The sequence below is a fragment of the Pseudobacteroides sp. genome (genome assembly GCF_036567765.1).
Taxonomy (GTDB): domain Bacteria; phylum Bacillota; class Clostridia; order Acetivibrionales; family DSM-2933; genus Pseudobacteroides.
In genome coordinates this window covers 12,406-38,678 of the sequence record NZ_DATCTU010000094.1, presented here as the reverse complement: position 1 = coordinate 38,678, position 26,273 = coordinate 12,406, and the positions used below count along the sequence as shown (strand labels likewise).

Below are 26,273 nucleotides of genomic sequence, written 5' to 3'. Positions count from 1 at the left end.
TCAGGTTTTTAAGTATTGGCTTTTTTGATGTTTTAAAATTAACAATGAAATTTTGAGGAGGAGTTTTATATGAATAATAAATTTTTAGAGAGAATTGTTTTGCCATATGAATTGGAAAAAATAATCCAAAGTGGTGTCAATGCTATTATTCCTGAAAATAGAAGCCACTTGCTGGCTCTTGCCACAGGTGACGAGGGAAATATGACCTATGAGGTCTCATATGATGTTCCGGGACAGGGTAAAATAGTTGAAGCTACTGTTGTAAAATGCAAAAACGGTGCTGCTGTAAACTATATGGATATGTACATGAGAAGGAGAGATCCTGACTGTATGGTAGTTGCCGACAGCGGACAAACAGACAAACCCAGATACAGGGATATATTCGGTGAGGACTTTTTGCCACTTCGATGCTTGACATTTGACTGGCTTGGAGGCCAGGAGCTTATAATTATGCCTTTTATGGCAGGTGGTACTGAGTTCGGGTACCCGGCACTGTTGGTTGCACCGGCAAATGCAGGTTTCTTTGCTGCAGGACTGGCCGATCTGCAAGGCTTTATTCCAAGAGATCAAATACCTTATGGGTTTAAGCCGAAAGCAGTTATATATCTGGCTCCTCCTTACAGACATACTCACTTTGAGGGTAAGCAGGTAGTGGTCCATAACAGGCTTGACGATATGCACGAACTATTTTCATATAACTTGTATCCAGGGCCCAGTGCGAAAAAGGGTATATATGGCGTACTGCTCCATATTGGGGAGCTTGAAGGATGGGTCACTGTTCATGCATCTACTGTTAAAGTTATTACTCCTTATGAGAATATAATAACTATAATGCATGAAGGGGCAAGCGGCGGCGGTAAAAGCGAGATGCTCGAACAAATTCATAAAGAACTGGACGGGAGAATTATACTTGCACAAAACACCGTTACAAAGGAAAAAACATATCTGGAATTGAAAGAAACATGTCAGCTGCAGCCTGTTACCGATGATATGGCACTTTGTCATCCTGCAATACAGAATGACAGCAGGAAGCTTGTTGTCAAAGATGCAGAGACAGGATGGTTTCTTAGAATAAATCATATAAGTAAATATGGAACTGATCCTCACTATGAGAAATTGTGCATACATCCAAAAGAGCCCCTTATCTTTTTAAACCTGCAAGGCATGCCGGGATCTACATGCCTGATATGGGAGCATACAATGGATGAACCTGGAAAGCCATGTCCAAACCCAAGAGTAATCATGCCAAGACGATTTATACCCGATATCGTGGATGAATCGGTTGAAATTGATGTAAGAAGCTTTGGGGTAAGAACTCCTCCATGCACAAAAGAAAAGCCGTCTTATGGTATAATGGGAGTGTTTCATATCCTCCCACCAAGCCTTGCGTGGTTGTGGAGGTTGGTTGCTCCAAGGGGGCATGACAATCCAAGCATTACTGATTCAGAAGGTATGAGCAGTGAAGGTGTAGGATCGTACTGGCCATTTGCAACCGGAAAGATGGTTGATCAGGCAAATCTTTTGCTTGACCAGATTATATCAGCATCAGCGACAAGGTATATATTGATACCCAATCAGCATATAGGTGCTTATAAGGTGGGCTTTATGCCTCAATGGGTTGCAAGGGAATATCTTGCCAGACGAGGGACAGCAAAGTTCAGGGCTGATCAGCTAGTTGAATCAAGGTGCTCCCTTATGGGATATTCATTGGAGACACTGAAGGTGGATGGTACATTCCTGGCAAAAGGCTTCCTTCAGCCCAACCTTCAGCCTGAAGTAGGTAATAGCGGTTATGATGAAGGTGCTAAAATGCTCGCATCCTTCTTTAAAAAAGAACTGGAAAAGTTTTTAACTCCAGATCTCAATCCGCTTGGGAAGGATATCATCATGTGCTGCTTGAATGATGGTAAATTGGAAGAATATCTTGAACTTATTCCTATAAGGATGTAATATATATTAGCGGGACTTGCGACAGACAAATGTAAATAGATTTATAACTTTTATTGCAGATTGAAGAGTGTTAATAAGTGAAAGTAGAGAGGCGATAAAGTGCAACTTATTAAGGTGACAGAAGAAAAACAAATACCTTCTTTTTATTATAATACACCTATCTGGGAGTTGATATCATATCAAAACCTGGGTGCAGAATTTAAATCATACACCTCAGCTCAACTCCTTGTTGGGATGTGTATGGATAATAGAAAACAACTGCGTATACCGGAAAATTTTGCTTATATTATAAGAACAGGCGGTGCCAACTTAAGGTATTCGGAATTCAAAGTATCCTATGCTATTGCTATTGGTGGAGTCAAGCATATTGCGTTGATTGCTCATGACAATTGCGGGATGGTAAACCTGGTTTCAAAAAGGGAGCAGTTTATTGAAGGCTTGTGTCAAAATGCAAACTGGAGCAGGCAGAGGGCTGAAGAGCACTTTGTGAATTATGCTCCGTTATTTGAAATTGATAATGAGTTAGAATTTGTATTGAATGAATCCAAAAGATTGTCTCAAAAATACACTGGAATAAAAGTGGCACCGCTTATTTATTCTATTGAAGACAATATGCTAAATGTGATTTTAGAATGATTTGCTGACAATTTTATTGACATTTATGCAGTTATTATAATACAATGATATTGTTAAAAGGGAGTAGTTATAAAGTTCTAAGTCAACATCGTGGTGCTTATATTAGTTTGTTGGTATAGTCAATAATATTTGCATCTGGCTTATTTACCTGAATGGTTAACGAGACTTTTAACATAATCTGTATACAAGGTTATGTTATAAGTCTTTTTTAGTGTCTAAGAGATTATAAGGCTGGATAATAAGTCATTAATGGCTTATTATCCAGGTAGCTTTGAATCGGAGGGGTTAATGGGAATAGTATTGCAGTCTATTAGTTTTTTATCCAACCTGGATACACAGATAATTGATATGATTCACAAATTCGGATCATTGACTTATTTGTTTTTATTTTTAATTGTATTCTGCCAGACAGGGCTTTTTTTAGCACCTTTTCTTCCAGGGGAATCACTGCTTTTTGTAGTAGGTACACTTTCGGCATCGGGAACTATGAATATATGGGTGGTAACAATTTCACTTATGCTGGCAGCTATTTTTGGGGATACAGTAAATTATAACTTTGGAAAATATTTTGGACCCAAAATTTTTAAAAAGCAAAACGCCTGGTTGTTAAACAGAAAACACTTGGATGAGTCACATGCTTTTTATGAAAGGCACGGCGGAAAGACTGTAATAATAGCAAAGTTTCTGCCTTTAGTCAGAACTGTAGCACCTTTTGCAGCTGGTATGGGAAACATGCCTTATAAAAAGTATCTTTCCTACAACATTATTGGCAGTATTGCCTGGGTAGCCATAAATGTGTTTATGGGTTACTTTTTCGGCAAAATCCCAATGGTAAAGAGAAATTTTTTTCTGGTCATAATAGCGGTAATAGGAATAAGCATTATACCAGGTATTGTAACATGGCTTGTAAGGATGTTGAGGAATAAAAGAGCTGCTGCACAAAAATGAGTATAGGCTCGATATAATTTTTACGACAATATGAAGAGTATTTAATAATTTATGATTTCATATAGATAATATGTAAGGAGAGGGTTTTTGATGTCTACAAAAAAAGCGTTGTTTTGGGTTTTGTTCTGGGTAGGTTTGGCTTTGTCGTTTAATGTTGGGATATACTTTTATTCCGGTTCACAAAAGGCCATGGAGTTTTTTGGAGGATATATAATTGAACAGAGCTTATCATTGGATAACCTGTTTTTATTCCTCATTATATTTTCCAGCTTTGGCATTGGGCCGGAATACCAAAGAAGGGTTTTAAATTATGGCATTGCAGGTGCAATTATTCTGAGATTGATATTTGTAGTGCTTGGTGTTGCAGTAGTAAATAAGTTCAATTGGATATTGTATATATTTGGTCTTATTCTTTTGTTTACAGGTTTAAAAATACTTCTAAAGAAAGAAAAAGAAAAGGATCACAAGAACTCTAAGCTTCTAAAATTTATGGGCAAGTTTGTTCCATTTACCGACAAACTTGAAGGGGATAGATTTTTTGTCAGAAAAAATAAAGTGCTTTATGCAACCCCGCTGTTTGCCATCCTTGTGTTGGTGGAAGGGTCGGATATAATATTTGCTATAGACTCGATTCCAGCGATCTTTTCTATCACTCGGGATACATTTATAGTCTACACTTCTAACATTTTTGCAATAATGGGACTAAGAAGCCTCTACTTCCTCCTGGAAAAGGTAAGTGGTGCATTCAAATATGTAAAGCATGGGGTTGCGGTAATCCTTATTTTTACAGGTGTGAAGTTAGCTATATTGTTCTTTGGTATACATATCCCAATATTGCTATCTATAGGCATTATTGCATTAATATTAGCTTTAAGTATAATATTTTCTGCGATTTCCAACAGAATGGGCAAAGCAATTGTACAAAGTGAACTATAAGTTATATATAATGAAGAAATAGAAGAACCAGCTTTTCGCTGGTTCTTCTATTTCTCACAATAACCATTAAGGATGCAAAATCGGTTGCAGCTTATTTATTGAATAGGGGCCTGAAAGTTCATTTCCTGCTGCCTTATTATCTTCTGCTTTCCTCTTTCTACGTGTTCTGCCTCTCGTGGGCTTATCATATAGAGAAGCTGTTGTAGTTCTCCTACATGCCTTCTTTCCTCATCGGCAATATGATAAAGGTTCTTTTTTATTCTTTCATCATTGGTAGCCATTGCATGAGCCTCATACCCGACTATTGCTTCAAGCTCTCCTGCAATATCAAAACGCAGAGCTTGGGCTAATTCCTCGTTTGACATTAACTTTGGGGGATTACCTACAAACGGGTTTGCGAACTGTGCCATTAAAACACATCCTTTCTAAAAATTTTATTCTCAAATAAAACTTTTATTTAATTAGAAATTTGCATTAAAAGCACTTCGGTGTTCTTCCTCTTGCTTGCCAATAGGCGGCTCCGGATACCTATCTATATCAGGGTTATCGATCAAGTCATCATAAATTCTTCCGATTGCTGCATATTGATCTGAGAACCTTCTGCTGCTGTCGTCAAGGAGAAAATCCTCGATTTCGGCAATGCTTCTTATTGTTATAGGGTAGTCCGTATCCTCAAGCATCCCATTAATCAGGTCGTAAGCTTCCCTTCGGTTCATTGCAATACCTCCCTAACGCGTAAACACGTTTCCTGCAGGATTAATGCTCTGCATAATCCTGTTAAACTCATCGTCCAATTGCGTAATAGGTTTTTTATTCTTAATATTATCAGCCAAATTTCCTATTCTTGTAGATATATCTTTAGAGTCTGTAATGACAACATTTGTTATAGTGCCATCCATTTGCTTTACCCTATCGGAGATCAATTTTTTTGTTGCTCCGATATCGCTATTGTTATTAGCTGCGTCATACCCAACAAGGGCTGTATTACCGCTTACGGCTGCTTTTACATTATCAATTCCATTAATTTTGTCTAACTGAGTACATATATTATCTGCTTTTTTACTGTTAAAGCCTGTATGTTGAGCAGTGGTGTTAAGCCTTGCTGTATCAGTACCAAAATTATTGTTATGGGCATTGTTGTTATTATTGTTAATATTGTTTCTGTCAAAAGTTATGCCTTTTCTTATGTTATTAATGTTATCAGTGTTGTTATTGTTGCTAGCGTTATTATTAGTGCTATTATTAGTATTAGTGTTGTTGTTTATGTCTTTTGCACCCATCTTCATTATATCCGGTGAGGTTTTATTAAGTCCCCTATCAGCGTTGGTGCCGGCCATATTTCTTGCATTTGGGCCTGCTATAGGGCTTGGGCCATTCATGCTTGTTCCTGAAAGGTTCCTTCCCTGTTGAGTTGTATAGTTGCGGTTTGTGCCATTGTTGCCTCTTCTAAGGATATTACCTCCTGCTAATAGGACAGTTAATAGTCCTACTCCTAACAATACAGATAAAATTACTGGAAATCTTCTTTTCATAATCATCCACCTCCAGCATTATTTTTATCGAAATAAACTTTTTTATTTAAGCCAGTTTCTGATAAAGTCTATAACGCAATAGAAATACGGAGATGGTAAATATATCAGGTTATTTTATATAAATTTCAACTGAGATTTTGTCATATGGTTCTTTCTCTCGTGTTTTAGCCGAGGAAAAAATATGCAAATCAAAGAGCAGATTTTTACACTGACCTATATTTTCATCATCCTGGGGCATTATTTCGCATCCTATTACATTATTTAGATAAAATGGCATTATCCTTCCGCGTCTATCAAGAACGTTGAATTCTATCTTATCTATTTTTGAGTCACCGGGATTTGTCCAATATGGCTTAAATCCTACTCCTATTGCTCTTCCATCAACACCAAATGTATGGCTTTTTATTTGGCAGCCTTGCTTGATCATTTTCAATAATAATGATTTAAAATTTTCAATTTCCATATAATTCATAGTTCACTCACCCTGTTATATAAAATTTATTATATGTGCTATAAGTTATTTTATGTAAATAAAAATTATTGTCAATATTAATTATATGTTGGTTAACTTATTATGTTGCATAAATAGAACTAACCATAGCTCGCTTTACAATTGGGCGTCTCATAGTAGCAAGTTGCTAAAATTTTCTATATCATGATACAAGAATACTGTTGTAGATTAATTGTAGGGGGTTATAGGATATGCGGATTTTTATTAGAAATCGACTAAGGCAGCAGAAGATAAAAGCAGGGAACATCGTACAGGTGCAGGAACTAAAAGCTGATGAAAATAACAGACAGGCAGTCGAAATTAATACAGCTGGTAGAATCCCGAAAAATAGTTTTGCAGCACATATGGATAAATATATAGGAGAGACTATAACGGTTTTTGTAAAAGGGGGCGGAACTTCCGGGTTTGGTTTTACCGGAGTATTGATGTTTGTGAACTGCTCTTATATTAAATTGATTACAAGGCCATTACATAACTGTGAATACATGACGCTGGGTTGTATAGCATGTATGCCGATAGATAAAATAGCAGCAATTGTACATAACATTAGATAGAACTTGATTTAAAGATTGTAACAAAACAAAAAAAGTTAACATAATATATAAAAAGTGCATTTAATAAAAATTGTAAGTTTAAGGGGGATAAATATGGCTAAAGGAATTGGCGGTTTTGGTACAGGAGAAACTGGAATTGCGGGACTTATAGCAAATTATATCGGTGAAACTGTAACCATTTTTACATCTAGTGGCGGGCAATCAGGAGCAGGTTTTACCGGTGTGGTTTTATCTGTAAATGAAGTTTTTGTACGCCTTATTACAAGAATAGGACCACCTCCGGCATGCTCACTTGGAAATGCATGCAACGGATTTAATGTAGGTGGTGCCGGATACAACGGTCACTGGGATAATAACAAAGGCGGACTTGGCAATGGTTATGGAAATGGGCATGGTGCTGGTTATGGTAACAGTTTTGATGGATGGGGAGATGGCCCAGTACTTCCTGCAAGTGAAGTAGGTGCTATGACAGCAGGAGGTTGGAATGGATACCCTGTAGCAACAGTGGGCTCTGTAACTGATATACCTATTGATGCAATAGTTTCCTTCGTTCATAATGCTGTTTAGCAGCAGGTAACAAAAGTAGCATGGTTAACATAAAATATTATTATGATAAAATATTATGAGAGGGAAGGAATGAATAATATGGCGGATGGATTTGTTGGAGGCTTTTCAGGTGGAGGTTTTGCAGGACTTCTAGCAAATTATATCGGTGAGACTGTAACAATTTTTACAGCAAGCGGCGGACAATCAGGAACAGGGTTTACTGGTGTTGTATTATCGGTTAATGAATGCTTTGTAAGACTTATAACAAGAATAGGACCTCCTCCAGGATGTTCACTAGGTAATGCCTGCTCAGGGTTTAACGTAGGTAATGACTATGGTGCTGGTCAATGTGGAGAAAACATGGGTCTTGCAAATATGGGTTCAGCAGGTGCAGGATATGGCCATGGGCCTGTGCTCCCTGCAAATGTAAATGGTGCAGCCACAGCTGGAGGCTGGAATGGTTATCCTGTGGCAACTGTAGGTTCAGTAACCGATATACCTATTTCAGCTATCGTATCCTTTGTTCACAATGCGGTATAATTTAAGGTCAAGAAAGCTATATATAGTACAATAGTAAATAGTCGGCAGGTCATCTGTCGGCTATTTACTATTGTCTAGGTTTTTGATGATGAATATTGTTTTTTATGGATACAACAGTTTTGAATTTGATATTATAAAAAATTGTGGTAGAATTATATAAATCAGATTTTATAAAAATTATTCATTGTTATAAGGGAGGCTAATTATGAAGAGTTTAAAGGGGACAAAAACTGCGGAAAATTTATTAAAAGCTTTTGCTGGTGAATCGCAGGCACGTACAAGATATACGTTTTATGCTTCGGTTGCAGATAAAGAAGGCTACAAGCAGATAAAGAATATTTTTATTGAAACTGCAGACAACGAAAAGGAACATGCAAAAAGGTTCTATAAGTTCCTACTTGAGGGGTTGCAGGGTGAACTGCCGGCTATGATTGAAATCAATGCATCATATCCTGTTGCACAGGGTACTACCATAGAAAATTTAAAAGCAGCAGCAGAGGGAGAAAACGAAGAGTGGTCAGACCTATACCCGGCTTTTGCAAAGGTCGCCCAAGAGGAAGGATTCCCAGAGGTTGCAGCAGCGTTTAAGCTTATTGCATCTGTTGAAAAACACCATGAAGCAAGATACAAAAAGCTGGCAGAGAATATAGCCAATGGTGCAGTATTTAAAAAAGATGAGAAGATCCTATGGAAGTGTGGCAATTGCGGATATATTCATGAAGGCACAGAAGCACCTGAAAAATGTCCTGCATGCGTTCATCCTAAATCATATTTTGAAGCGTTTGTAGAAAGCTATTAATTTTTAAATTGAACTATAAAGTTAAATAACTTGGAAATACTATGGTTAGTGCTGTAGACGGCATAGATAAATTGCCTTATGCAGCACTGTTTGTTTATGCAATAATATAAGCTTGTATATAAAATTATGTTATTTTTATTGGCGTATAGGAGGAGATAGTTATTGAATATTTACTTTTGATTGTTTTGGGTTTTAGTGTAGGGGCTATTGGAACAGTAGTTGGAGTCGGCGGAGGGTTTATACTTCTTCCGGTTTTACTTACTGTTTATCCCCAAATGCACCATGAAGTTATCACGTCAATAACATTATTAATTGGACTTATCAATGCTTCTACAGGTGTTTTGGCACACAGGCGTACAAGGAGATTGGATTTGAGATCAGGTTTGATTTTTGCGGCTGCTACAGTACCGGCCTCGGTTTTAGGGACATATTTGACCCAATATTTACCGGTTTATTTATTTCAGATAACTTTAGGTTCTATTATGATTATGGTTTCCATACTTATGTTTGTAAAAAATCAGGCAAAGAAAGAAAAAGTAGTTCAAAATTCTAACTCTTCATTTATTATGCAAAGAAGCTATAAAAAAGAGGATGGAACAGTTGAAACATGGTCCTATGATGTAAGGATTGGGGTGGTATGCAGTGCGATAGCAGGCTTTATTTCCAGTATTGTAGGCCTGGCAGGCGGGGTATTCCATATACCTATGATGATACGGATTCTTGGTTTTCCTGTGTTAATCGCCACAGCAACATCCCAGTTTATCGTAATATTCAGCTGCCTTTCAGGGACCATAACAAATATGTTTTCCGGTGTTATCCTCGGAGGAGCTGTAACTGCAATTGTAATAAGTCTTGGGGTAGTTCCGGGGGCATTTTTCGGGGTACATATTTCTAAAAGACTTAAAAGTGCTTGGGTTGTAAGAATATTTGCAATTTTATTGATGGTTGCAGCCTTGAAGATTATTATTTCCGGAATTGCAGAGCTGATGTGATTGACTTTTCTTTTAAACAGCTAATTGGGAACATTGGTGTTTTGCTAAATATATGGGCTAAGTAATGTTTATAAACAAATTTGACTTTATATGATATAATTATGTCAATACATAAGTGATTTTTTATGCTAAGGAGATAAACTTATGAGCCAATCACTTCAGCCTGGAGGAAATATCACTCTGGGTGCTTTGAAAGGGACTGTAATAATAACACATAAACTGTCACAAGAAGTAGATACTTCTTTGACAGCTTTTTTACTTGCTGATAATTATAAGGTAAGAGGAGACGGTGATATTGTCTTTTATAATCAACCGCAGGGACCTGGAGGTATGGCGGTTTACTATCCTCCAAAGGATGAAGCGGGGGAGAGAGCCCATAAAATCAGCTTTGATATCTCAAAGGCAGAAGCAGGAATTACCAGGATTGCAGTTACATTAACTGAAGATAAGGGTAATGGATTTGCAAAAGTTCAAAACCTTAAAGCAAGTGTACAGGTGGGAAATGATGTTATAGAGCTGATGCCTATAACATTTAAAGAGGAAAAAGGGATTGTTGTGCTGGAGTTATATATAAGGAATGGCCAGCCGAAAGTAAAGTCTGTATGGCAGGGGTTTTCATCGGGATTGGATGGTTTGTGCAAGCATTTTGGTGTAGAAGTGGCAAAGGATGACTCTCAGGCCGCTAAACATCAGAAAGTTAAACCCCAGGAAGTTGAAGTTCAGCAAGTAAAAGTATCGGAATTAAAAGCACCGGATGTAAAAGTGCAGGATGCACAAGTTCCGAATGTAATAGAAGAAGAAAAACCAACGGTTAATCTACAGAAGGTTACGGGAAAAGTTAACTTAAGCAAGGGACAAAATCCTGTTATTATTGACAAAACTGCAGAAATAACTTCCTATGTAACTTGGGATTCCGGAACGGATTATGATATATATGCGTTGGTGCTAACTAAAGAAGGAAAGCAGATTGACGTAGCCATGTTTGGTGCTGAAGGCGTGCTGCCTTTACAAAACTTTGGCAACGGCACTGTAGAGCATATGGGAGACGTAGGACGATCAGATAATGACAGGGGGTTCTTGTTCTTCCGCTCATCTAAAAAAGGCAAGGCTGACACTAAGACAGAAATTATTAAAATAAGGCCAAATGACAATGTGCTTGCGGTTGTTCCTGTTGTTTACTCAGCCCAGAGCAACGGCACAGGTTCCTTTTATCGTTATCGTGCATCAATGACTATAGATAATAACGAGGGAACTACAGTTTCTATATCGTCTGAAAATGCTAATGATGATGACTTAATTTATACATGTATTCCGGGGATAATCCTGAATACACCTGAAGGAATTGTAATAGATCCTGTTGAAATGTATAGCAGGCCAGGCTCAGAGAAAAGGCCAAAACTCAAATTGGGAACAGATGGCAAAGTTAAGGTTTTTATGGATGCTGGCCCTGAAAATGACTTTAAGTAATATAAGGATGATAATATAATTAGTATGATAGGTATTAAAAGTATTACCAGAGCCATATTGATGGTATGCGGATGTGTTGCCCTGTTTTTGGGGATAGCAGGATTATTTTTACCCTTACTTCCAACGACACCCTTTATATTGTTGGCTGCAGCTTGTTTTTCCAGAAGCTCGGACAAGTTCTATAACAGGCTTCTGAGTAATAAGTGGGTGGGAAATTACATAAAGAATTACAGGGATGGAAAGGGTATCCCCAAAAGAGCCAAGGTATTGTCTTTGCTGACTTTGTGGATAACAATGGGCTTTACGGCTCTAGTTATTATAAAAATAATATGGTTAAAAATTTTGATGGTAATAATTGCATTGGCTGTTTCAACTCATATTCTTTCAATAAAAACTCTTAATAGAAAATAGGATTTAGATTTAATAGGGCTGTCTTTTATGGATAGCTTTTTTAATGTCTTTTTCGCAACATAACTAAGTATAGAAAATTTGTGTATACAAAAAATATATACGATAACAAAAATAATAAGAGGAGATAAACAAGTGGCAAAAAAAGCTATGATAATAAAACAGCGTAGAGTGCCCAAATACAGAGTCAGAAAGTATAACAGGTGTAAGCTATGCGGAAGGCCTCATGCATACATGAGAAAATTTGGGATTTGCAGACTATGCTTTAGAACCTTGGCCTATAAAGGGCAAATTCCTGGCATAAGAAAGGCCAGCTGGTAACCATAATATAGGATTAAATATAAAACCTGAGCAAACGTATATTATCTGTTTTTTTATGGATAATAAGTAATGATTGTGAGTTAATCGGAGGTGATTTTTTTGGCTAAAGGAAAAACTATAGCACCACATGAGGCATTTGAACTACATGAGATTCTGACATTCAAAAACGTATGTGCAACAAAATCTGCAACAATGGCCGGGCTTGCTAAGGATCAGGAGTTGAAGAGCCTTTTGGATCAGGATTTTGCTATCTCTCAGGGACATATAAAGGAGCTGCAGAGCCTGATGCAGGGATCAACCTGGGCAACAGGTAATACAACAGGTACAACAAGTCATTAGGATTTAACGGACAAAACAAAAGCTGGAGAAAGCAGGTGAACTATGACAAACATGATTCAGAACTTGGCAGGTATGGGAAATATGACAGAACAGGTGATTGCGACTGATTTTCTACTTGCTTCAAAAAATGCTATAAAGGGATATGCAGCAGCATTGGCTGAAACTGCAACACCTGAAGTAAGGGATACTTTACGCAGACAGTTGGATGTTGCTATTGGTACTCATGAAAGAATCACAAATTATATGATGAATAAGGGATATTACCATGCGTATAATCCTCAGGAACAGATAAAGGTTGACATGAAAGCTGCCGATACGGTTGTAAACATGCAGCAAGGTCAATAACGCTACAAATCGAGGCATCGGTAAAGTTTTATTTGGCGGTAAGTCGATTTTACCGATGCCTTATAATAAGCTAATTGCTCTCTTGGTATAATTTTCTCAATCCTTCGCTGATATGGCCTTTCCAGTTTCCCCAACTATGGCTTTCTGCATATTTAGTATAATCCACTGTATAACTTTTTGCCTTAAGTATATTTACCATAGCATCGTTCATTTCCTCTGTATCCTGTATTGTCCCGGTTTGAAGAATAAACTTTATTTGTGGTGTAACCGCTTCACTAACAAGGTCAAAAATTAACCAATCTTTTGGCCAGAATGAGCCTGACTGTGACAATACCCTTTTGAAATATCCTGGAGTACAAGCAGCAAGGTAGATAGATGTTAATCCACCCCATGAAACACCTATAACTGCTCTGTCCAAGTACCCTGAATTATTGGTGTATTGAGTCTCAACCTCGGGAATCAACTCTTTAATAACATAATTGTAGTAGGGTTCATAAACAGTATATTCCTTTGTCCTGTCATGGGGATCTAAAAGTACACATACTAGATTTGGGATTTCTCCCATATGGATCATATAATCAAGAACCAGGTTCATATTGCTGAAATTTAAGTAATCGGAGCCATCAAGTGCATAAAGCATACAATTTACTTTCGCCTTCTCATATCCGAAGGGAAGATATATGTGGTATTTCATTTCAATGCTGAGAGAGATGCTATTATACTTAAGATCCTTTATAACTCTGCCTCGGGGAACATTTTTTGATAGTATTTGTTCATAATCACTTTTGTATTTGGGCATAATGAGCGTGGAATTATCGCCTGCACCGCCAGCCGTAATGTTTTGATTTAACGGATCTGTAATCCAGCTCCCATCAACCACATATTTATAATCAAATCGTGCATTTTCGGGAAATTGCTTTGTTATATACCAAAGGTCCATATGCGGATGCTTTTTCATCTTATCCTGTAGTTCCCAATTGTTATAATCTCCAACAAGGTAAATGTCCCTGGCAGTGCCTTTATAAGTAAAAGTAACCGTTTCCCCGTCTATCAAAGGTGACTTGTCGGTATTTAATTTTTCTATATCAGTTTTCAAATTCATTCAAACACTCCTATACTAAGCTATGCTATTCTATATTTTTTCGTATTTCAGGAGAAATACCCATGAAGGTTTTCCCGTAGTTGAATAATTTTTTCTTTATGGACATCTTCAAGTCTCTCTACGAATGCTTTTAACCTTGTCTGCCATTCCTTTTCACTTTCAGACATGTGTAAATCATAATCCTCGGGATTTGAGGAAATGTCTTTATAAAATTTGTCGGACGGAATCTCACTTAAAAGCATTGCCAGTTCAAGGTCATTGAAGGAGGAGAATACCTCATCATATTCATCACCAAATATGCAGTCTGCTCCAAGCACATCTACCAAATCCCTGAAGCTGCGGACCTCTTTCCATATAATTTCCAACTTGTGTGAAACTTTACTGCAATCACGTATATTCTCTGTTACCTTCCTGAATAACTCATCATCCATACTAACTCCATCCTCAAAACGATAATCTGCTTCATCAATTTTTTCTTTTAGCTCAATAAAAAAAGTTGATAACTTGTTTAACTCCAGTAATCCCTTTATTCTGATTGATAAATATTTAACAGCTTGGGGAATGTATTTTAATAGAAATTCATTTGAAATTTCCAGCTCATAAATAATTTTATCCGATGCTTGAATTATTGCCAGTTCATAATCATCTGGGGCCATACTGCTCAAGTAGGTCTGCAGGTATATGCAGTCATCCTTATCTGTTTTCAGATCTTTTGGGCTTCTTTTGAGAAGTGCAGAGCCTAATGAGTTTGCAAGTATAAGTTCAAAAATATTAACCAGCAGTTGTTTGTTATCATTGCTGTAGCCGTTTAGCAAATATCCTATACTTTCATCTGGAAACCTTCTGCAAAACTCATTTTCATAATACAGCTTTTTAAGATATGTGACGATATATTCAACACCGCATGTATCCATATTGTCTATACACAGAGGGTAATCTATGGACACCTTGGAATCATGTGCGGCAAACATGGGATTATAATCCTTAAAGAAGCCTGAAAGAGCTTCGATGGTGTCATTATAAGCATAATTATCGGTAGAGATTTTATTTTTTCCGACTAATTCGTATAGTTTTTTTGCTTGTTCAAATGCAGTTTTTATAAGCTCTTTTCCTTTTGCATAAATCTCCATGATCTTCATGGACTTAAGTGATGCCAAACATTCATCAGTATTGGGTAAGCTTTTAAGATAAAAATCAAGAGTGTATATAATAGACATCATGATCTCCTGGGCTGTTTCAACCTTCAATGAGCTGCTGTCGCCCTGAGTATATGAACTGGTTTCCATAGCAAGCATTTGAGCCAGCTGTATTCTGAGACCTTCAATTTCTTCTGTGGATAGCAGTTTAAGCCTCATAGCTTCATTTAACAAAGACTGCAGATAGTTAGCCTTATCTAAATTTTCTTCACTTATAGGATACTGTTTTTCAATACCTTTACTCATTCGTAATCCTCCCCGAAGTAGTACTCTTCCGCACCATCATCTACATCCAGGTTATCATAGTCGTCCTCACCATACCGAATACTCCGTGCTATTTTATCCAAGTCCCTGTTTTGTAAAAGCTCTAGGGAACCATGACACCTGTTGTTAAAGTTGTCCTTCATCAAGTTTATCAGTTCATCATCACTTAATTGATCCAGGGTTTCATTTTTAAAGTAGTAGAAGGTTTCAATAAGCTCGTTTAGAATATTTGAATAGTCTTTTTGTGAAATATAAGGCGAATCGCAGAAGGCATCAATCAGCTTATTTATTATGCCTCCCCCCAATTCAATCCTTCCATAGCTTTTTAGGGTTTGGCTTCTTGTCTCGACAAGCTCTTTTGCTTCAGTAAGTGATAAAACAAGTCCATAACGGGATGTGATCTCATTACACTTTATTATTTCATCTACAGCTGCTAGATGCATATCCGAAATTGGTGAGAGAAGAAAATTTTTATCCATGATATACCTCCTTAAAATATTTCCCAAAACTATTGACAACAGTATTTGTTTGTGATATAGTTAATATGTGGAGTTACGCAAATTTTTCATAATACATAGACCTATCTATAATACCATTGAAAAGGGAAAAATTCAATGGTTTTTTAATGTCTAAAACATAATTTTGTTGGGTAAATTAAGGTATAACCTTTAGGAGGAGTTGATAATATGCTGGAGGAAACAATGCTTGAAAAAAAGGTGTGGGCTGTTGTCGGTGCCAACCGAAGACAGGAGAAGTATGGAAATATGATTTACTGCAAGCTAAAGAATAAAGGATACGAGGTTTATGCGGTAAACCCGGTATACGATGAAGTAGAAGGGGACAAATGCTACAAGGATCTTTCATCCCTGCCTAAGGTTCCTGAGGTAATCAATATGGTTGTCTCTCCTAAAAGAGGAAAGGTGTTTTTAGAAGAAGCGGCAAGGCTGGGAATAAGCTATATTTGGCTTCAACCGGGGACATATGATGATGAGATTATGAAGCAGATTGATGATCTAGGGCTAAAGTCGGTTCAGGCATGTGTACTTGTAGCCACAATATGATGTGATGAATTGCATAAAAATTATAGCAGTTACTGTAAATAATTATTGGTTGACTAATTTTTTATAGGAAAGTAAAATGGTTATATGCGGTAAATAAAAATTGCAGCTATAAGGATTCAACATTAAGAAAGGGTAAGGTATCTACTGATGAGAATTGGCTAATACGGCAAAATCAATTTTATAATTGGTAAAATCATTTTGTGATGCTACAGCAAATAAGTTTTAGAATCGCATTGTGGTTTGGTGTGCTGGATTAGCTTGTAAATAAAGTATAAGCAGTTATTGTCTGATATTAAAGGCGATTAATCTTTAATAGTTAGTATATGATAAATTGTGTTTATTGAGGATTTGTATCCTTTACAAGTCAGCACTTTCCGGCACATTCAAGTAAAATGTGAGAGGAGAGTTTTTTTATGCTTATTTTAGAGGCAGGAAATATAAAAAAATATTATAAAGACAGGCTTATAGTAGGTTTTGACAATCTAAAAGTATATAAAGGTGACAAGATTGGAATTGTAGGGCAAAACGGTTCAGGAAAAACAACACTCTTAAACATACTATCAAAAATTATCGATCCGGACGAGGGTTTTGTAAAGCAATATAGTGACATTTCATATATAAAGCAGTTTTCCGATGAAAAGATGGAAGCTGACCCAAAAGCCTTGAAGGAATTTAAATTACACAATTTACCTCAACATGACAGGCTAAGCGGAGGCGAAAGGACAAGGATTAAGATCGCCAATGCTATAAGCAAAGACAATCTAATACTTTTTGCAGATGAGCCTACGGCAAATCTGGATTATAAAGGTGTAGGGCTTTTGAAAGAAAAGCTTTTAGAGGCTGAATCCTTATTGCTTATAAGCCATGACAGAGACCTTTTAGACAGTGTTTGCAATAAAATCCTTGAGGTGAAAGATGGAGAGATAGCTGTATTTAGCGGGAATTATTCCTGCTATAAAGAGCAGCTTGATACTGATTTCAGGCATAAGGAACAGGAATACGAAAAGTATGTATCACAAAAGGCTAAGCTTACTGAAGCAATAAATGATAGATACAGCAAATCAAAAGCTATGAAAAAGACGCCAAAAAGGATGGGTAATTCTGAGGCGAGGCTTCATAAAAGGGAGACCACCCAGATTCAGAAAAAGCTTTACAATGCAGCAAACAGTATGAAAACCAGACTTGATAAGCTTGAGGTAAAGGAAAAGCCGAATGAATTGCCTACAATTAAATTGGATTTTTCTCTGACAAATCCCCCGGAAAACAGAATTGTCATATCGGCTAAAGATTTGTCCTGCAGCTTCGGAGACAAAAAGCTGTTTGACGGTGTAAAGTTCGACATATATAACGGCTCCAAAACTGCACTATGGGGAGAAAACGGGACTGGAAAGACCACGCTTCTAAACCTCATATATGAAAAAGCAGATAAAAACCTGTATATAGTTCCTAAGGCCAGAATAGGATATTTTTGTCAGGGATTTGAGAACCTTGACAATAGCAAAACGGTTCTTGAGAATGTTATGGATGGCAGTGTACAGAGCCAGGCAGCGGCAAGGACTGTATTAGCCAGGCTTCTTATTGGAGGCGAGGATGTTTTTAAAAAGGTGGGGGTTCTTAGCGGCGGTGAAAGGGTTAAGGTTTCCTTTGCCAAGCTGTTTGTTTCAGATGCAAATGTGCTGCTATTGGATGAGCCTACTAACTTCCTTGACATGTTGTCAATAGAAGCTTTGGAGAACGTGCTTTGTGATTATGAAGGGACTGTTATTTTTGTTTCTCATGACAGGGAATTTGTAAGCAAGGTGGCAAACAGGGTTATAGCATTTGGTAGCAGAACTGTAAGGGAGATTGAAGATAACCTTGAGGATTTTATTTATGGAAGGCAAAAAGCAGTGCCAAAAGAGACAAATAAAATGGACCGCATTGTGATTGAACTAAAGATTACTGAGATATTGTCAAAGCTTTCAATGCCGGGAGCGGATAGAGCGGCCTTGGAGGCTGAATATCAGCGGTTGATTAAATTATAAAGCGTATTATCTATAATGGAGCTTTAATAATAAAAAGTATAGGTATGAAGGCTTAGATCAGACTTCATACCTATACTTTGCCATTTTATGCCTTTATTGATTTCCTTGCTTGTATTTTGCTTCGGAGGAATGTCATAATGCCTGGAAGCAGTGAGATGAATATGATTGCAAATATTACCAGGGTAAAATTGCTTTTTACTACAGGCATATTACCAAACAGATATCCTCCTGCTATAAAAAGTAAAACCCAAACGATTCCTCCAATTATGTTGTAGCTGATAAACTTCAAATAGGTCATGTTTCCCATTCCTGCAACAAATGGTGCAAAGGTTCGTATTATTGGAATGAATCTGGAAATAATAATTGTTTTTCCTCCATGTCGCTCATAAAAATTATGAGTTTTTTCAAGGTAAGCTTTTTTAAAGAATCTACTGTCCTTTAACCTATAGGCTTTATGGCCTATAAATTTACCGATATGGTAGTTCACGGTATCTCCAAGTATAGCAGCCGCAATCAAAAGAATTGTTACAAGCTTTACATCCAAAGCACCTGAGGCACCTAGTGCTCCTATAACAAACAAAAGCGAATCTCCTGGGAGAAAGGGGGTGACAACCAGGCCGGTTTCACAAAATACAATAAGAAAAAGTATTAGGTATGTCAATGTTCCATAGGTTTGTACTATTTGAGCCAAGTGCGTATCAATATGCAATATAAAATCTATTAGTCCGGTAATTATTTCCATGGGTTCTCCTTAATTTTGGACTATTCCGTCCTTTATTTTTATTATTCTTTCGCCGCAGCTTGATATGTCAGGATTATGTGTGACCATAACAATAGTTTTTCCCTTTTTATGCAAATCAAAGATTATATCCATAACTTCCTTTTCTGAGGTTGAGTCCAGGTTTCCAGTAGGCTCATCCATTAAAAGGATATCCGGATTGTTGGCCAAAGCTCTGGCAATTGCTACTCTTTGCATTTGACCACCGCTTAATTCGTTGGCACGGCTGTTTATCTTTTCTTCAAGCCCGACAGCCTTTAATAGTGCGATAGCCCGACTGAATTGCTGTTCCTTGGGAATTTTGGCAAACATCATTGGCGTCTGCACGTTCTCTAATACGGTTAAACTATTTAGGAGGTTGAAAAACTGGAACACAAACCCTAGCTTTTTTGCTCTGAATTTGGCCAGATCTCTGTCGGAAAGCTTATTGATTTCTTCACCCGATACTTTTATGGATCCCTGATTTGGCCTGTCCAGGCCTCCTATCAAATGGAGTAATGTACTTTTGCCATGTCCGGATGGGCCTATGATGCAGTTGAATTTACCTGCTTCTATAACCAAATCAATACCTCTTAGGGCATGTGTAGGGACTTTTCCTCTGCTATAAGTTTTATGCAAACCGCTTATTTCAATTATATTACTCATAACTTATCGCCTCCACAGGAGTTAGTTTGGCAGCTCTTAATGCAGGATATATGCCTGATAGAATTGCGACAATGATAGAACCAACCAGAATCAACATCATATCAGATGTAGCTATTATACCCGACACTTCAGTTGAACGTATAAACGCTGTAAATTCATTTTGTGCTATAAGCGGAGTGATAAAAAACGCTGTTAAAGTTCCTATAAGCAAACCGAGGACTCCGCCGATAAGGCCGTATAAACCTGATTCGACCACAAAAATATTGAATATTTGGATATTGGAGCTTCCCATAGACTTTAATATTCCAATCTCCTTTTTTCTTTCGTATATAGCGGTTAGCATGGTATTTATAATTCCAAAGCTTGCGGCTAAAACAGCTATAACTGCAATGATGTTGAGTGTTGTGCTTACTGAGCTTACCACGCTTAATACTGAGCTTAACAGTTGGCGGTCTGAAAGGACTGCCACATTAGCAGAGTCAGTGATCAGATTTGAATAGTAATCAACCTTATTAATATCATCAACTTTTATACCGATAAATGATATCCTGCCTTTTGTTTCATAAGCTTCACGTGCAGTATCCAAATCTATGAACAGAACACCGTCGTCTCCGGTTCCTGTTGCCTCTAGTATTCCTGTTACCTTAAACTCTTTTCCTCGCAGTGTAATTACTTTTCCTATATTGAGCTTGAAGTTCTCGGCAATTGCAGAACCTGCTACTATCCCATACTTATCGGAGGCTTTTGGAAAATCTCCCTGAGCGGTTTTCCATTTTTTTAGTTCTTTTATCTCTGTTATACGAGCTCCTGTTACTGAAACAGGTTCATTATTAATGGCAGACCCTACTGTCAGATATGGATAGGTTTTTATCCCTTGAATTTTTTCAATTTTTGAAAGCTCTTCAGGTGGTATAGCATCAGGCAGCTGTTTGCCGCTAAGTACCTTTACCTGTTCGTATGCACACCATCCCTTGGCAGTAACAATAAGGTTTGCTCCTAAATCATTGGCCTGCTTGTGTATTTGTGTTTGAAGACCTGCCCCCAGGCTGATAAGAACCACTAAGGCAATTATTCCTAACGTAATTCCGCTTAAAGTGAATATGAAACGGTTTTTTCGTCCTAATAAGTTGCGAAAAACCAACTTATATAAATTCATACCTATTTTCCTTCCCCTTTGTATTATTTCTTCACTATTATGAGCTCAGAGCCCTTCAATACTCTATCAACTTCAAAAAAGTATCCTTGATCTGTTTTTACTACGTCGCCCTCAACAGTTACACGTTCTTCAACTTTAGGCATTTTTGCATCATAAGAATAATCAGAGGGGGTTTTGCCTGCAGGCTTGGAAGAATCAGGAGTATATACCGTCATAATACCAGCAGCACCACATGGGTTTAGACCACAAGTTTTATATTCCTCTTCATCAATTAATCTGAATACAAATTGTTTTTCATCAACATACTGAACTACACCCTTTATTGCAATCCTTCCGGTGTACGCAGTTGGATCTGCAGTCAAGTCCTTGATTGCTACCGATGTAACTTCCGCCTGACTTGCTGCAAATTCACTCGGGGCACCGCACCCTGACAGCAATAATAATGATGCAAGTAAAAGAAACCATATCTTCTTGTACACAAAACTTCCTCCTTCAAACTTAATACGCATTTAATTATATATTTATCAGTATTCTACAGAATTTGTGTGTCAGGATAAAGTCAGGTTTGTGTCAGGAATGGAATAATTATAAGAAAACTCCCCGGCAGATTAAACTGCTATGGGGAGTTTGAATTTGAATGTTGTTCCTTTTCCGATATTACTTTTTACGCTTATCTCACCGCCGTTTTTATCAATCAGTTCCTTTACTATTGCAAGCCCCAAGCCTGTCCCGCCTGTTTCTCTGCTCCTGGCCTTATCAACACGGTAAAATCTATCCCATATATTTGGAATATCCTCTTCAGGTATTCCGGGACCTCTATCTGTAATCGATATTTCCACTTCATTAGAATTAGGACTTACAGTTACTAAAATTTGGCTGTTTTCCGGAGAGTACTTGATTGCATTGTCCAGAAGGTTTATCATTATCTGTTTTAAGGAGTGGGGTTCAACTTTTGCATAAAGCAGCTTGCTGGCACAATCCAGCTTAAAACTGACGAGTTTTTGATGGGCGTTCACTTCAAAATTGGTGATAACCTCTTGGATTAGTTTAATAATATTTATTTTCTGAGGCTCAACCTTCACAATGCTATCTGCCTTGCATAGGATCAGCAAATCATCAATCAATTTAATCAGCCTGTTTGCTTCTTTGTCCATAATGCTTAAAAACTTTTGAGTTCGCTCTGCTGTCTTGCCTTTTCCATCAATGAGAGCTTCAATAAAGCCTTTGATTGATGTAAGAGGACTTTTCAACTCGTGGGACACATTTCCAACGAAATCCTTCATTCTCTTCTCGTTTTGCTCGATTCTTTCAAGCATATGGTTAAAGGAGCCTGCAAGCTGGTTAAACTCTTTAAATTCTGTACTTATCGGCACATGAGTAAATTTGTTTCCGTCAGCTACCTCCATAGAAGCTTCTGCCATCTTTTGTACAGGCTTTGCTATTTTCTTGGATGTGTAAATACAAAATATCAATGCTATAGAAAGAGAAATTATTGCCGCAAAAATCATCATAAATACCAGTCGTCTTGTTGCTTCGTCTATGCCTTTTACAGGAGAATAAACAATTACAGCACCTATAACCTTGTTCTTATCAATAATAGGGGTTGTAACCCTGATAACGGGATCCTTAAAGTACTCCGAATAGCCGTTACTGACGGTTAACCTGCCGGATTGCATCTCCTTAAGCTCGGCACTGCTTAATTTACTGCCTTCACAGTTTAGATGCTCTGCGGCTGCGGCAATTACAATGCCGTTTTCATCTACGGCCCAAACCTCTGTGCCGAGATTGGAGTCAAGATGGTTAATAGTATTGATATAATCATGAGGGTTTTCGTTCTTTACAAAGAAGTGCTTTGTCGATTGTGCAATCACTTGGGCTTTTAGTACCAACTCGTTTTCTTTTTGCTCTGAGATATAGTTCCTTATCACAAACGATAGGCTTATACCCGCTATTGCAAGACATATTACTATTGTTAAGATAAAGTTTGTAAGGAGCTTGCTAAAAATAGTTTTCATTATCTGCCACCTCAAACTTATATCCGATGCTTCTTACGGAATGGATATACTCATTTTTGTTATCTATTTCATTTAACTTTTTTCTTAATCTTTTTACAGCAGAATCAACGGCTCTCGAATCTCCAACATAGTCAAAACCCCAAACATTCTGAAGAAGCTGTTCGCGGCTGAATACCTGCCCTTCATGTTTTGCCAGAAAAGCCAGAAGCAGAAATTCCCTGGTGGTTAAATCAAGGAATTGTCCCTTAAGCAGAGCTTTATATTTCTTATCGTCAATAATTAAGTGATTTGACTCTATTACACATTGGGGGGAGGTGCTTTTTCCTTCATTAATTTCCTCTATCCAATCATACAGCGGTTCTGATTGCAGGGTACTTCTCCGTATCTGTGCCTTTACTCTGGCTAAAAGCTCTCTAGGGCTAAAGGGCTTGCATATATAATCATCGGCACCTAATTCCAAACCGAGGATTCTGTCAATTTCCTCTCCTTTTGCAGAAACCATAATTATGGGAATATTGCTGAAAGTTCGAATTTCTTTGCATACCTCCCAGCCTGCTTTTTGGGGCAGCATGATGTCAAGGATTATGAGAAAGGGTTTTTCTTTTTTCATCAGTTCAATGGCTTTAGTACCGCAAGCTGCCTGAAAAACTTGATAATCATCTTCGAGATACACCTGAATCAGCTCTCTTATAGATTCATCATCATCAACAACTAAAACCTTTTTCTTGTCCGGCATATTGTTAAATTCCTCCTATATTGCTTGACGCTTAGGTGCATCAAAAATGATGCACCTAAGCATATCATAGCAAAAATATCGGAAAAATCAATTAAGTATTTTATTATGAATAGTCTATCATTTACCACTTGCTGATTTTAGTAAGCTTATAGGTCTTTGTGTTCTTATCATACTTTGCTGTATAGCACCAGCTGAATTTGCGGGTTTCATAACTCTTCTTCGGTGGATACATAATTCCTACATCCTCTAGTACATAAACCTTTACTTCCTGCATATTATTCAGATAGCCTATGGCGTAGATTTCAAAGTTAATTAGCTTTTCCTTAATCCCTTTTTTATAAAGGTTCTTTACCAGACTTTTTTGATCATTGTATAAACTGCTGTCCTTTACAAGTACAGGTTCAACCTTTTTAAAATCATTGGTGTTAATAGCCTCAATAATTTTGCTTTCATATGATTTTATTGTGTTTTGGATACTGATGGAGGCCTCGTCAGTCAAATAATCCAGGTGTTTGACTTTGCTTTTTTTGATTTCTTTATCAAATGAATTCCAAAAGGCACCTTTTGTATCTATGATGTCAATTATTTGCCCGTATGGTACATCGAATGATACGAAGCCTGCTGCATAAGCCGCTATTTCATAAGGGGCAAAAGTTAATCTCAAGGCGTCCTTTGTTATTGTAAAACCTATTGAGTCAGTAATTGTTGCGGTTGAGGAGATATGTTCAAAGTACTCTTTATCGGTTATTTTTTTGTTAAGAGCAATTTGGTTCCTTACGATTGAAGTAAGCTTTTCGTTGTATTTGGAATTAGCCTTGAATAAATCCTTAAGCTTATAAATTTCACCTGTTTTAAGGTTAATTGGATAATCCTCGGAGTAAGGCATTCCGTGAGCAGCTCCTAATGGGTAAGAATATCCGTAGGCCTCTATTGTAAGAAGATCTTTGTTCTTTTCGGCAGAGTAGCTTTTAGTTTCAGTGCTAATGTATTCTAACTCTTCCTTGTTTTCCTCTTTGTCTTGAGCTTTTACTATATCATTTAGGAACATGTCATACAGTTTTTTGTTAACCTTTTCCTCAATACCTGAATCGGAAATTCCCATAACCTCAGGGTATTCTACATATGTATAATAATCTGGCCTGAACTTGTTATTTTTTACTGTGATGCCTGAATCAAAGGTGTAGTCTTTATTTTGCATCCATATCAAAGATCCATCCTTGCGATAATAAGAGAGGTACTCATCACATTGTGACTTTATAATGTCGCCTATCAGTTCTAAAGTACCGATGCCGTCTATCGTGGGGAGAGCAGCTGCTTTATTGCCGGTTTTATCTATAAAGAAAGTTTGTGTACCATTGCATACAGAGGCATAATCTCCATTGAAGCGTTGCACGTCGTAGTAGGAAAAGTCTGTTAACTGCTTTCCGCTGCTATTGAATATTGCGTTGGGATAGTACTGATACTCCCAATCGCTGTAGCCTTTCCTGTTAACAGTAAAAAGGCCCTGGCCTATATAGTGAATACTTATATACTCAGGCTTGATAATATATTCGCCTTTTGTGTTTATAACGGCAGGCTTTGTTTGATATTCGTCCTTGCCTGTCTGGACAACAACTTTGGCTGCACCATAAGCAAATTGTTCGGCTTCTTTAAATTTTGGCCCTATTACTATTTTTCCGCTGGATGATTTGTAACCGTATTTTTTGGACTTTTCATCCAAAAAAGGCATCGGATAGTCGTTTGTATTACCGCTAGGTTTTACTGCATAGTCTTTTAAAATATTACCCTTTTTATCTATGAAGACAGACTTGTTGTAGGTCAGATAGACATTTGCAGCACCATTCTCAAAATCTCCGGCGTATGTGTATTTTGGGGCTATGACTATATTTCCTTTCATATCCATGTAGCCATACTTAATAGCGGGTTTTTGGTCTTCTGAAAACGAAATCATTCCCTCTGAAACTCCATTAAGCTTATACTTGCTGGTAAGAACAACTTTACCTCCTTCATCCACTAACTTGCTTGCTTTCCCTTGTTCATTAACAATAGCATAACCGCTTTTAAAATCACCTATAAAACAATTGAATGGCCCCAAAACGGTTTTTCCTTCTTTGTTTATAAAGTATGAAACATTGCTTCCTGTATCAGCCGATTGATTAGACACAATAGCTATACCTTTAGAATTGAAATTATTAACATTATCATACTTGGGCTGCACCACAAACTCACCTGACAAGTTTATAAAACCCCATTTATCAGCCTTGTCTTGCAGAACTACTGCAGGTAGAAGCATTGCATTCTCTGAACTTTCTGAATATAAGGGCAGGGAAGACAGGCAAAGTATGGAACACATAATTAGAGCGATTAGTTTTTTCATAGTTCTCCTCCTGTATACTAAACATACATAAAATAAAATTTAATAGATTTATCACTTATAATATATATTTTAACCGTTTGAAATAAAAAAGTAAT

30 protein-coding genes are annotated in these 26,273 nt (G+C 37.3%); 16 read left to right on the top strand and 14 right to left on the bottom strand.

Annotated features, from left to right (window positions below):
• Positions 1-69 precede the first annotated feature (69 nt).
• From VIO64_RS14675 to VIO64_RS14660, 4 genes are all read left to right on the top strand, one after another.
• Entirely contained in the window at positions 70-1,950 is a 1,881-nt protein-coding gene (locus tag VIO64_RS14675; protein WP_331919529.1) for a DUF4914 family protein, read from the top strand.
• Positions 1,951-2,049: 99 nt separating this feature from the next.
• The gene (locus VIO64_RS14670) at positions 2,050-2,586 is read left to right on the top strand and encodes a carbonic anhydrase (RefSeq protein ID WP_331919527.1); all 537 of its coding nucleotides are present in this window, start codon (positions 2,050-2,052) and stop codon (positions 2,584-2,586) included.
• Positions 2,587-2,874: 288 nt separating this feature from the next.
• Positions 2,875-3,534, top strand: a complete 660-nt coding sequence (locus VIO64_RS14665) for a VTT domain-containing protein (protein WP_331919525.1) — start codon at positions 2,875-2,877, stop codon at positions 3,532-3,534.
• A gap of 90 nt (positions 3,535-3,624) precedes the next feature.
• A complete protein-coding gene (locus VIO64_RS14660) occupies positions 3,625-4,470 on the top strand; it encodes a TerC/Alx family metal homeostasis membrane protein (RefSeq protein ID WP_331919523.1) in 846 nt (281 codons plus the stop codon).
• Between the two features lie 95 nt (positions 4,471-4,565).
• On the opposite strand, the gene VIO64_RS14655 is transcribed toward VIO64_RS14660, so the two are convergent.
• The 4 genes from VIO64_RS14655 to VIO64_RS14640 all read right to left on the bottom strand — a co-directional run bounded on the left by VIO64_RS14655 (position 4,566) and on the right by VIO64_RS14640 (position 6,474).
• Positions 4,566-4,880 (bottom strand): demethoxyubiquinone hydroxylase family protein, encoded by a 315-nt coding sequence (locus VIO64_RS14655; protein WP_331919521.1) that lies wholly within the window; start codon positions 4,878-4,880, stop codon positions 4,566-4,568.
• Positions 4,881-4,931: 51 nt separating this feature from the next.
• Positions 4,932-5,186, bottom strand: coding sequence for a hypothetical protein (locus VIO64_RS14650; protein WP_331919519.1), 255 nt, complete (start codon positions 5,184-5,186; stop codon positions 4,932-4,934).
• Between the two features lie 12 nt (positions 5,187-5,198).
• Positions 5,199-6,002, bottom strand: coding sequence for a YhcN/YlaJ family sporulation lipoprotein (locus tag VIO64_RS14645; protein ID WP_331919517.1), 804 nt, complete (start codon positions 6,000-6,002; stop codon positions 5,199-5,201).
• A 109-nt stretch (positions 6,003-6,111) separates the two neighbouring features.
• Positions 6,112-6,474: a hypothetical protein gene (locus VIO64_RS14640; protein ID WP_331919515.1), complete on the bottom strand. Its 363-nt coding sequence runs from the start codon at positions 6,472-6,474 to the stop codon at positions 6,112-6,114.
• A 230-nt stretch (positions 6,475-6,704) separates the two neighbouring features.
• Between VIO64_RS14640 and VIO64_RS14635 the strand changes: the two genes are divergently transcribed.
• The 10 genes from VIO64_RS14635 to VIO64_RS14590 all read left to right on the top strand — a co-directional run bounded on the left by VIO64_RS14635 (position 6,705) and on the right by VIO64_RS14590 (position 12,824).
• Positions 6,705-7,067 carry a hypothetical protein gene (locus tag VIO64_RS14635; protein ID WP_331919513.1) on the top strand — a complete coding sequence of 121 codons (363 nt, stop codon included), beginning with the start codon at positions 6,705-6,707 and terminating at the stop codon, positions 7,065-7,067.
• Positions 7,068-7,160: 93 nt separating this feature from the next.
• On the top strand, positions 7,161-7,634 hold the full coding sequence (locus VIO64_RS14630; RefSeq protein WP_331919511.1) for a hypothetical protein: 474 nt from the start codon (positions 7,161-7,163) through the stop codon (positions 7,632-7,634).
• Between the two features lie 78 nt (positions 7,635-7,712).
• Positions 7,713-8,153 carry a hypothetical protein gene (locus tag VIO64_RS14625; RefSeq protein WP_331919549.1) on the top strand — a complete coding sequence of 147 codons (441 nt, stop codon included), beginning with the start codon at positions 7,713-7,715 and terminating at the stop codon, positions 8,151-8,153.
• Positions 8,154-8,358: 205 nt separating this feature from the next.
• On the top strand, positions 8,359-8,952 hold the full coding sequence (gene rbr / locus VIO64_RS14620; RefSeq protein WP_331919509.1) for a rubrerythrin: 594 nt from the start codon (positions 8,359-8,361) through the stop codon (positions 8,950-8,952).
• A gap of 176 nt (positions 8,953-9,128) precedes the next feature.
• Positions 9,129-9,944 carry a sulfite exporter TauE/SafE family protein gene (locus VIO64_RS14615; protein WP_331919507.1) on the top strand — a complete coding sequence of 272 codons (816 nt, stop codon included), beginning with the start codon at positions 9,129-9,131 and terminating at the stop codon, positions 9,942-9,944.
• Positions 9,945-10,088: 144 nt separating this feature from the next.
• Positions 10,089-11,411 carry a TerD family protein gene (locus tag VIO64_RS14610; RefSeq protein WP_331919505.1) on the top strand — a complete coding sequence of 441 codons (1,323 nt, stop codon included), beginning with the start codon at positions 10,089-10,091 and terminating at the stop codon, positions 11,409-11,411.
• Between the two features lie 24 nt (positions 11,412-11,435).
• Positions 11,436-11,822 carry a YbaN family protein gene (locus tag VIO64_RS14605; RefSeq protein ID WP_331919503.1) on the top strand — a complete coding sequence of 129 codons (387 nt, stop codon included), beginning with the start codon at positions 11,436-11,438 and terminating at the stop codon, positions 11,820-11,822.
• A gap of 132 nt (positions 11,823-11,954) precedes the next feature.
• Positions 11,955-12,140 (top strand): type Z 30S ribosomal protein S14, encoded by a 186-nt coding sequence (locus VIO64_RS14600; protein ID WP_331919501.1) that lies wholly within the window; start codon positions 11,955-11,957, stop codon positions 12,138-12,140.
• Between the two features lie 99 nt (positions 12,141-12,239).
• The gene (locus tag VIO64_RS14595; RefSeq protein WP_331919499.1) at positions 12,240-12,479 is read left to right on the top strand and encodes a spore coat protein; all 240 of its coding nucleotides are present in this window, start codon (positions 12,240-12,242) and stop codon (positions 12,477-12,479) included.
• Between the two features lie 42 nt (positions 12,480-12,521).
• Entirely contained in the window at positions 12,522-12,824 is a 303-nt protein-coding gene (locus tag VIO64_RS14590; protein ID WP_331919497.1) for a spore coat protein, read from the top strand.
• A gap of 70 nt (positions 12,825-12,894) precedes the next feature.
• On the opposite strand, the gene VIO64_RS14585 is transcribed toward VIO64_RS14590, so the two are convergent.
• Genes VIO64_RS14585 through VIO64_RS14575 form a run of 3 tightly spaced genes read right to left on the bottom strand, consistent with a single transcriptional unit; the run spans position 12,895 to position 15,865 of the window.
• A complete protein-coding gene (locus tag VIO64_RS14585; RefSeq protein WP_331919495.1) occupies positions 12,895-13,926 on the bottom strand; it encodes an alpha/beta hydrolase-fold protein in 1,032 nt (343 codons plus the stop codon).
• A 47-nt stretch (positions 13,927-13,973) separates the two neighbouring features.
• On the bottom strand, positions 13,974-15,368 hold the full coding sequence (locus VIO64_RS14580) for a DUF6179 domain-containing protein (RefSeq protein WP_331919493.1): 1,395 nt from the start codon (positions 15,366-15,368) through the stop codon (positions 13,974-13,976).
• Positions 15,365-15,865 (bottom strand): DUF6323 family protein, encoded by a 501-nt coding sequence (locus VIO64_RS14575; RefSeq protein WP_331919491.1) that lies wholly within the window; start codon positions 15,863-15,865, stop codon positions 15,365-15,367. Before VIO64_RS14575 ends, VIO64_RS14580 begins: the two co-directional genes overlap by 4 nt.
• A gap of 207 nt (positions 15,866-16,072) precedes the next feature.
• Here VIO64_RS14575 and VIO64_RS14570 point away from each other — a divergent pair, with 207 nt between their 5' ends.
• Entirely contained in the window at positions 16,073-16,447 is a 375-nt protein-coding gene (locus tag VIO64_RS14570; protein WP_331919489.1) for a CoA-binding protein, read from the top strand.
• A gap of 413 nt (positions 16,448-16,860) precedes the next feature.
• A complete protein-coding gene (abc-f, locus tag VIO64_RS14565; protein ID WP_331919487.1) occupies positions 16,861-18,471 on the top strand; it encodes a ribosomal protection-like ABC-F family protein in 1,611 nt (536 codons plus the stop codon).
• A gap of 85 nt (positions 18,472-18,556) precedes the next feature.
• On the opposite strand, the gene VIO64_RS14560 is transcribed toward abc-f, so the two are convergent.
• The 7 genes from VIO64_RS14560 to VIO64_RS14530 form a co-directional block, all read right to left on the bottom strand.
• Positions 18,557-19,213, bottom strand: coding sequence for a DedA family protein (locus tag VIO64_RS14560; RefSeq protein WP_331919485.1), 657 nt, complete (start codon positions 19,211-19,213; stop codon positions 18,557-18,559).
• Between the two features lie 9 nt (positions 19,214-19,222).
• Positions 19,223-19,894, bottom strand: a complete 672-nt coding sequence (locus tag VIO64_RS14555) for an ABC transporter ATP-binding protein (RefSeq protein ID WP_331919483.1) — start codon at positions 19,892-19,894, stop codon at positions 19,223-19,225.
• Positions 19,887-21,050 (bottom strand): ABC transporter permease, encoded by a 1,164-nt coding sequence (locus VIO64_RS14550; RefSeq protein ID WP_331919481.1) that lies wholly within the window; start codon positions 21,048-21,050, stop codon positions 19,887-19,889. Before VIO64_RS14550 ends, VIO64_RS14555 begins: the two co-directional genes overlap by 8 nt.
• A 23-nt stretch (positions 21,051-21,073) precedes the next feature.
• Positions 21,074-21,529, bottom strand: coding sequence for a hypothetical protein (locus tag VIO64_RS14545; RefSeq protein WP_331919479.1), 456 nt, complete (start codon positions 21,527-21,529; stop codon positions 21,074-21,076).
• A gap of 129 nt (positions 21,530-21,658) precedes the next feature.
• Positions 21,659-23,065, bottom strand: a complete 1,407-nt coding sequence (locus VIO64_RS14540) for a HAMP domain-containing sensor histidine kinase (protein ID WP_331919477.1) — start codon at positions 23,063-23,065, stop codon at positions 21,659-21,661.
• Positions 23,049-23,801, bottom strand: a complete 753-nt coding sequence (locus VIO64_RS14535; RefSeq protein WP_331919475.1) for a response regulator transcription factor — start codon at positions 23,799-23,801, stop codon at positions 23,049-23,051. The genes VIO64_RS14540 and VIO64_RS14535 overlap by 17 nt, the downstream gene beginning before the upstream one ends.
• A 121-nt stretch (positions 23,802-23,922) precedes the next feature.
• Positions 23,923-26,178 carry a WG repeat-containing protein gene (locus VIO64_RS14530; RefSeq protein ID WP_331919473.1) on the bottom strand — a complete coding sequence of 752 codons (2,256 nt, stop codon included), beginning with the start codon at positions 26,176-26,178 and terminating at the stop codon, positions 23,923-23,925.
• Positions 26,179-26,273: the final 95 nt, after the last annotated feature.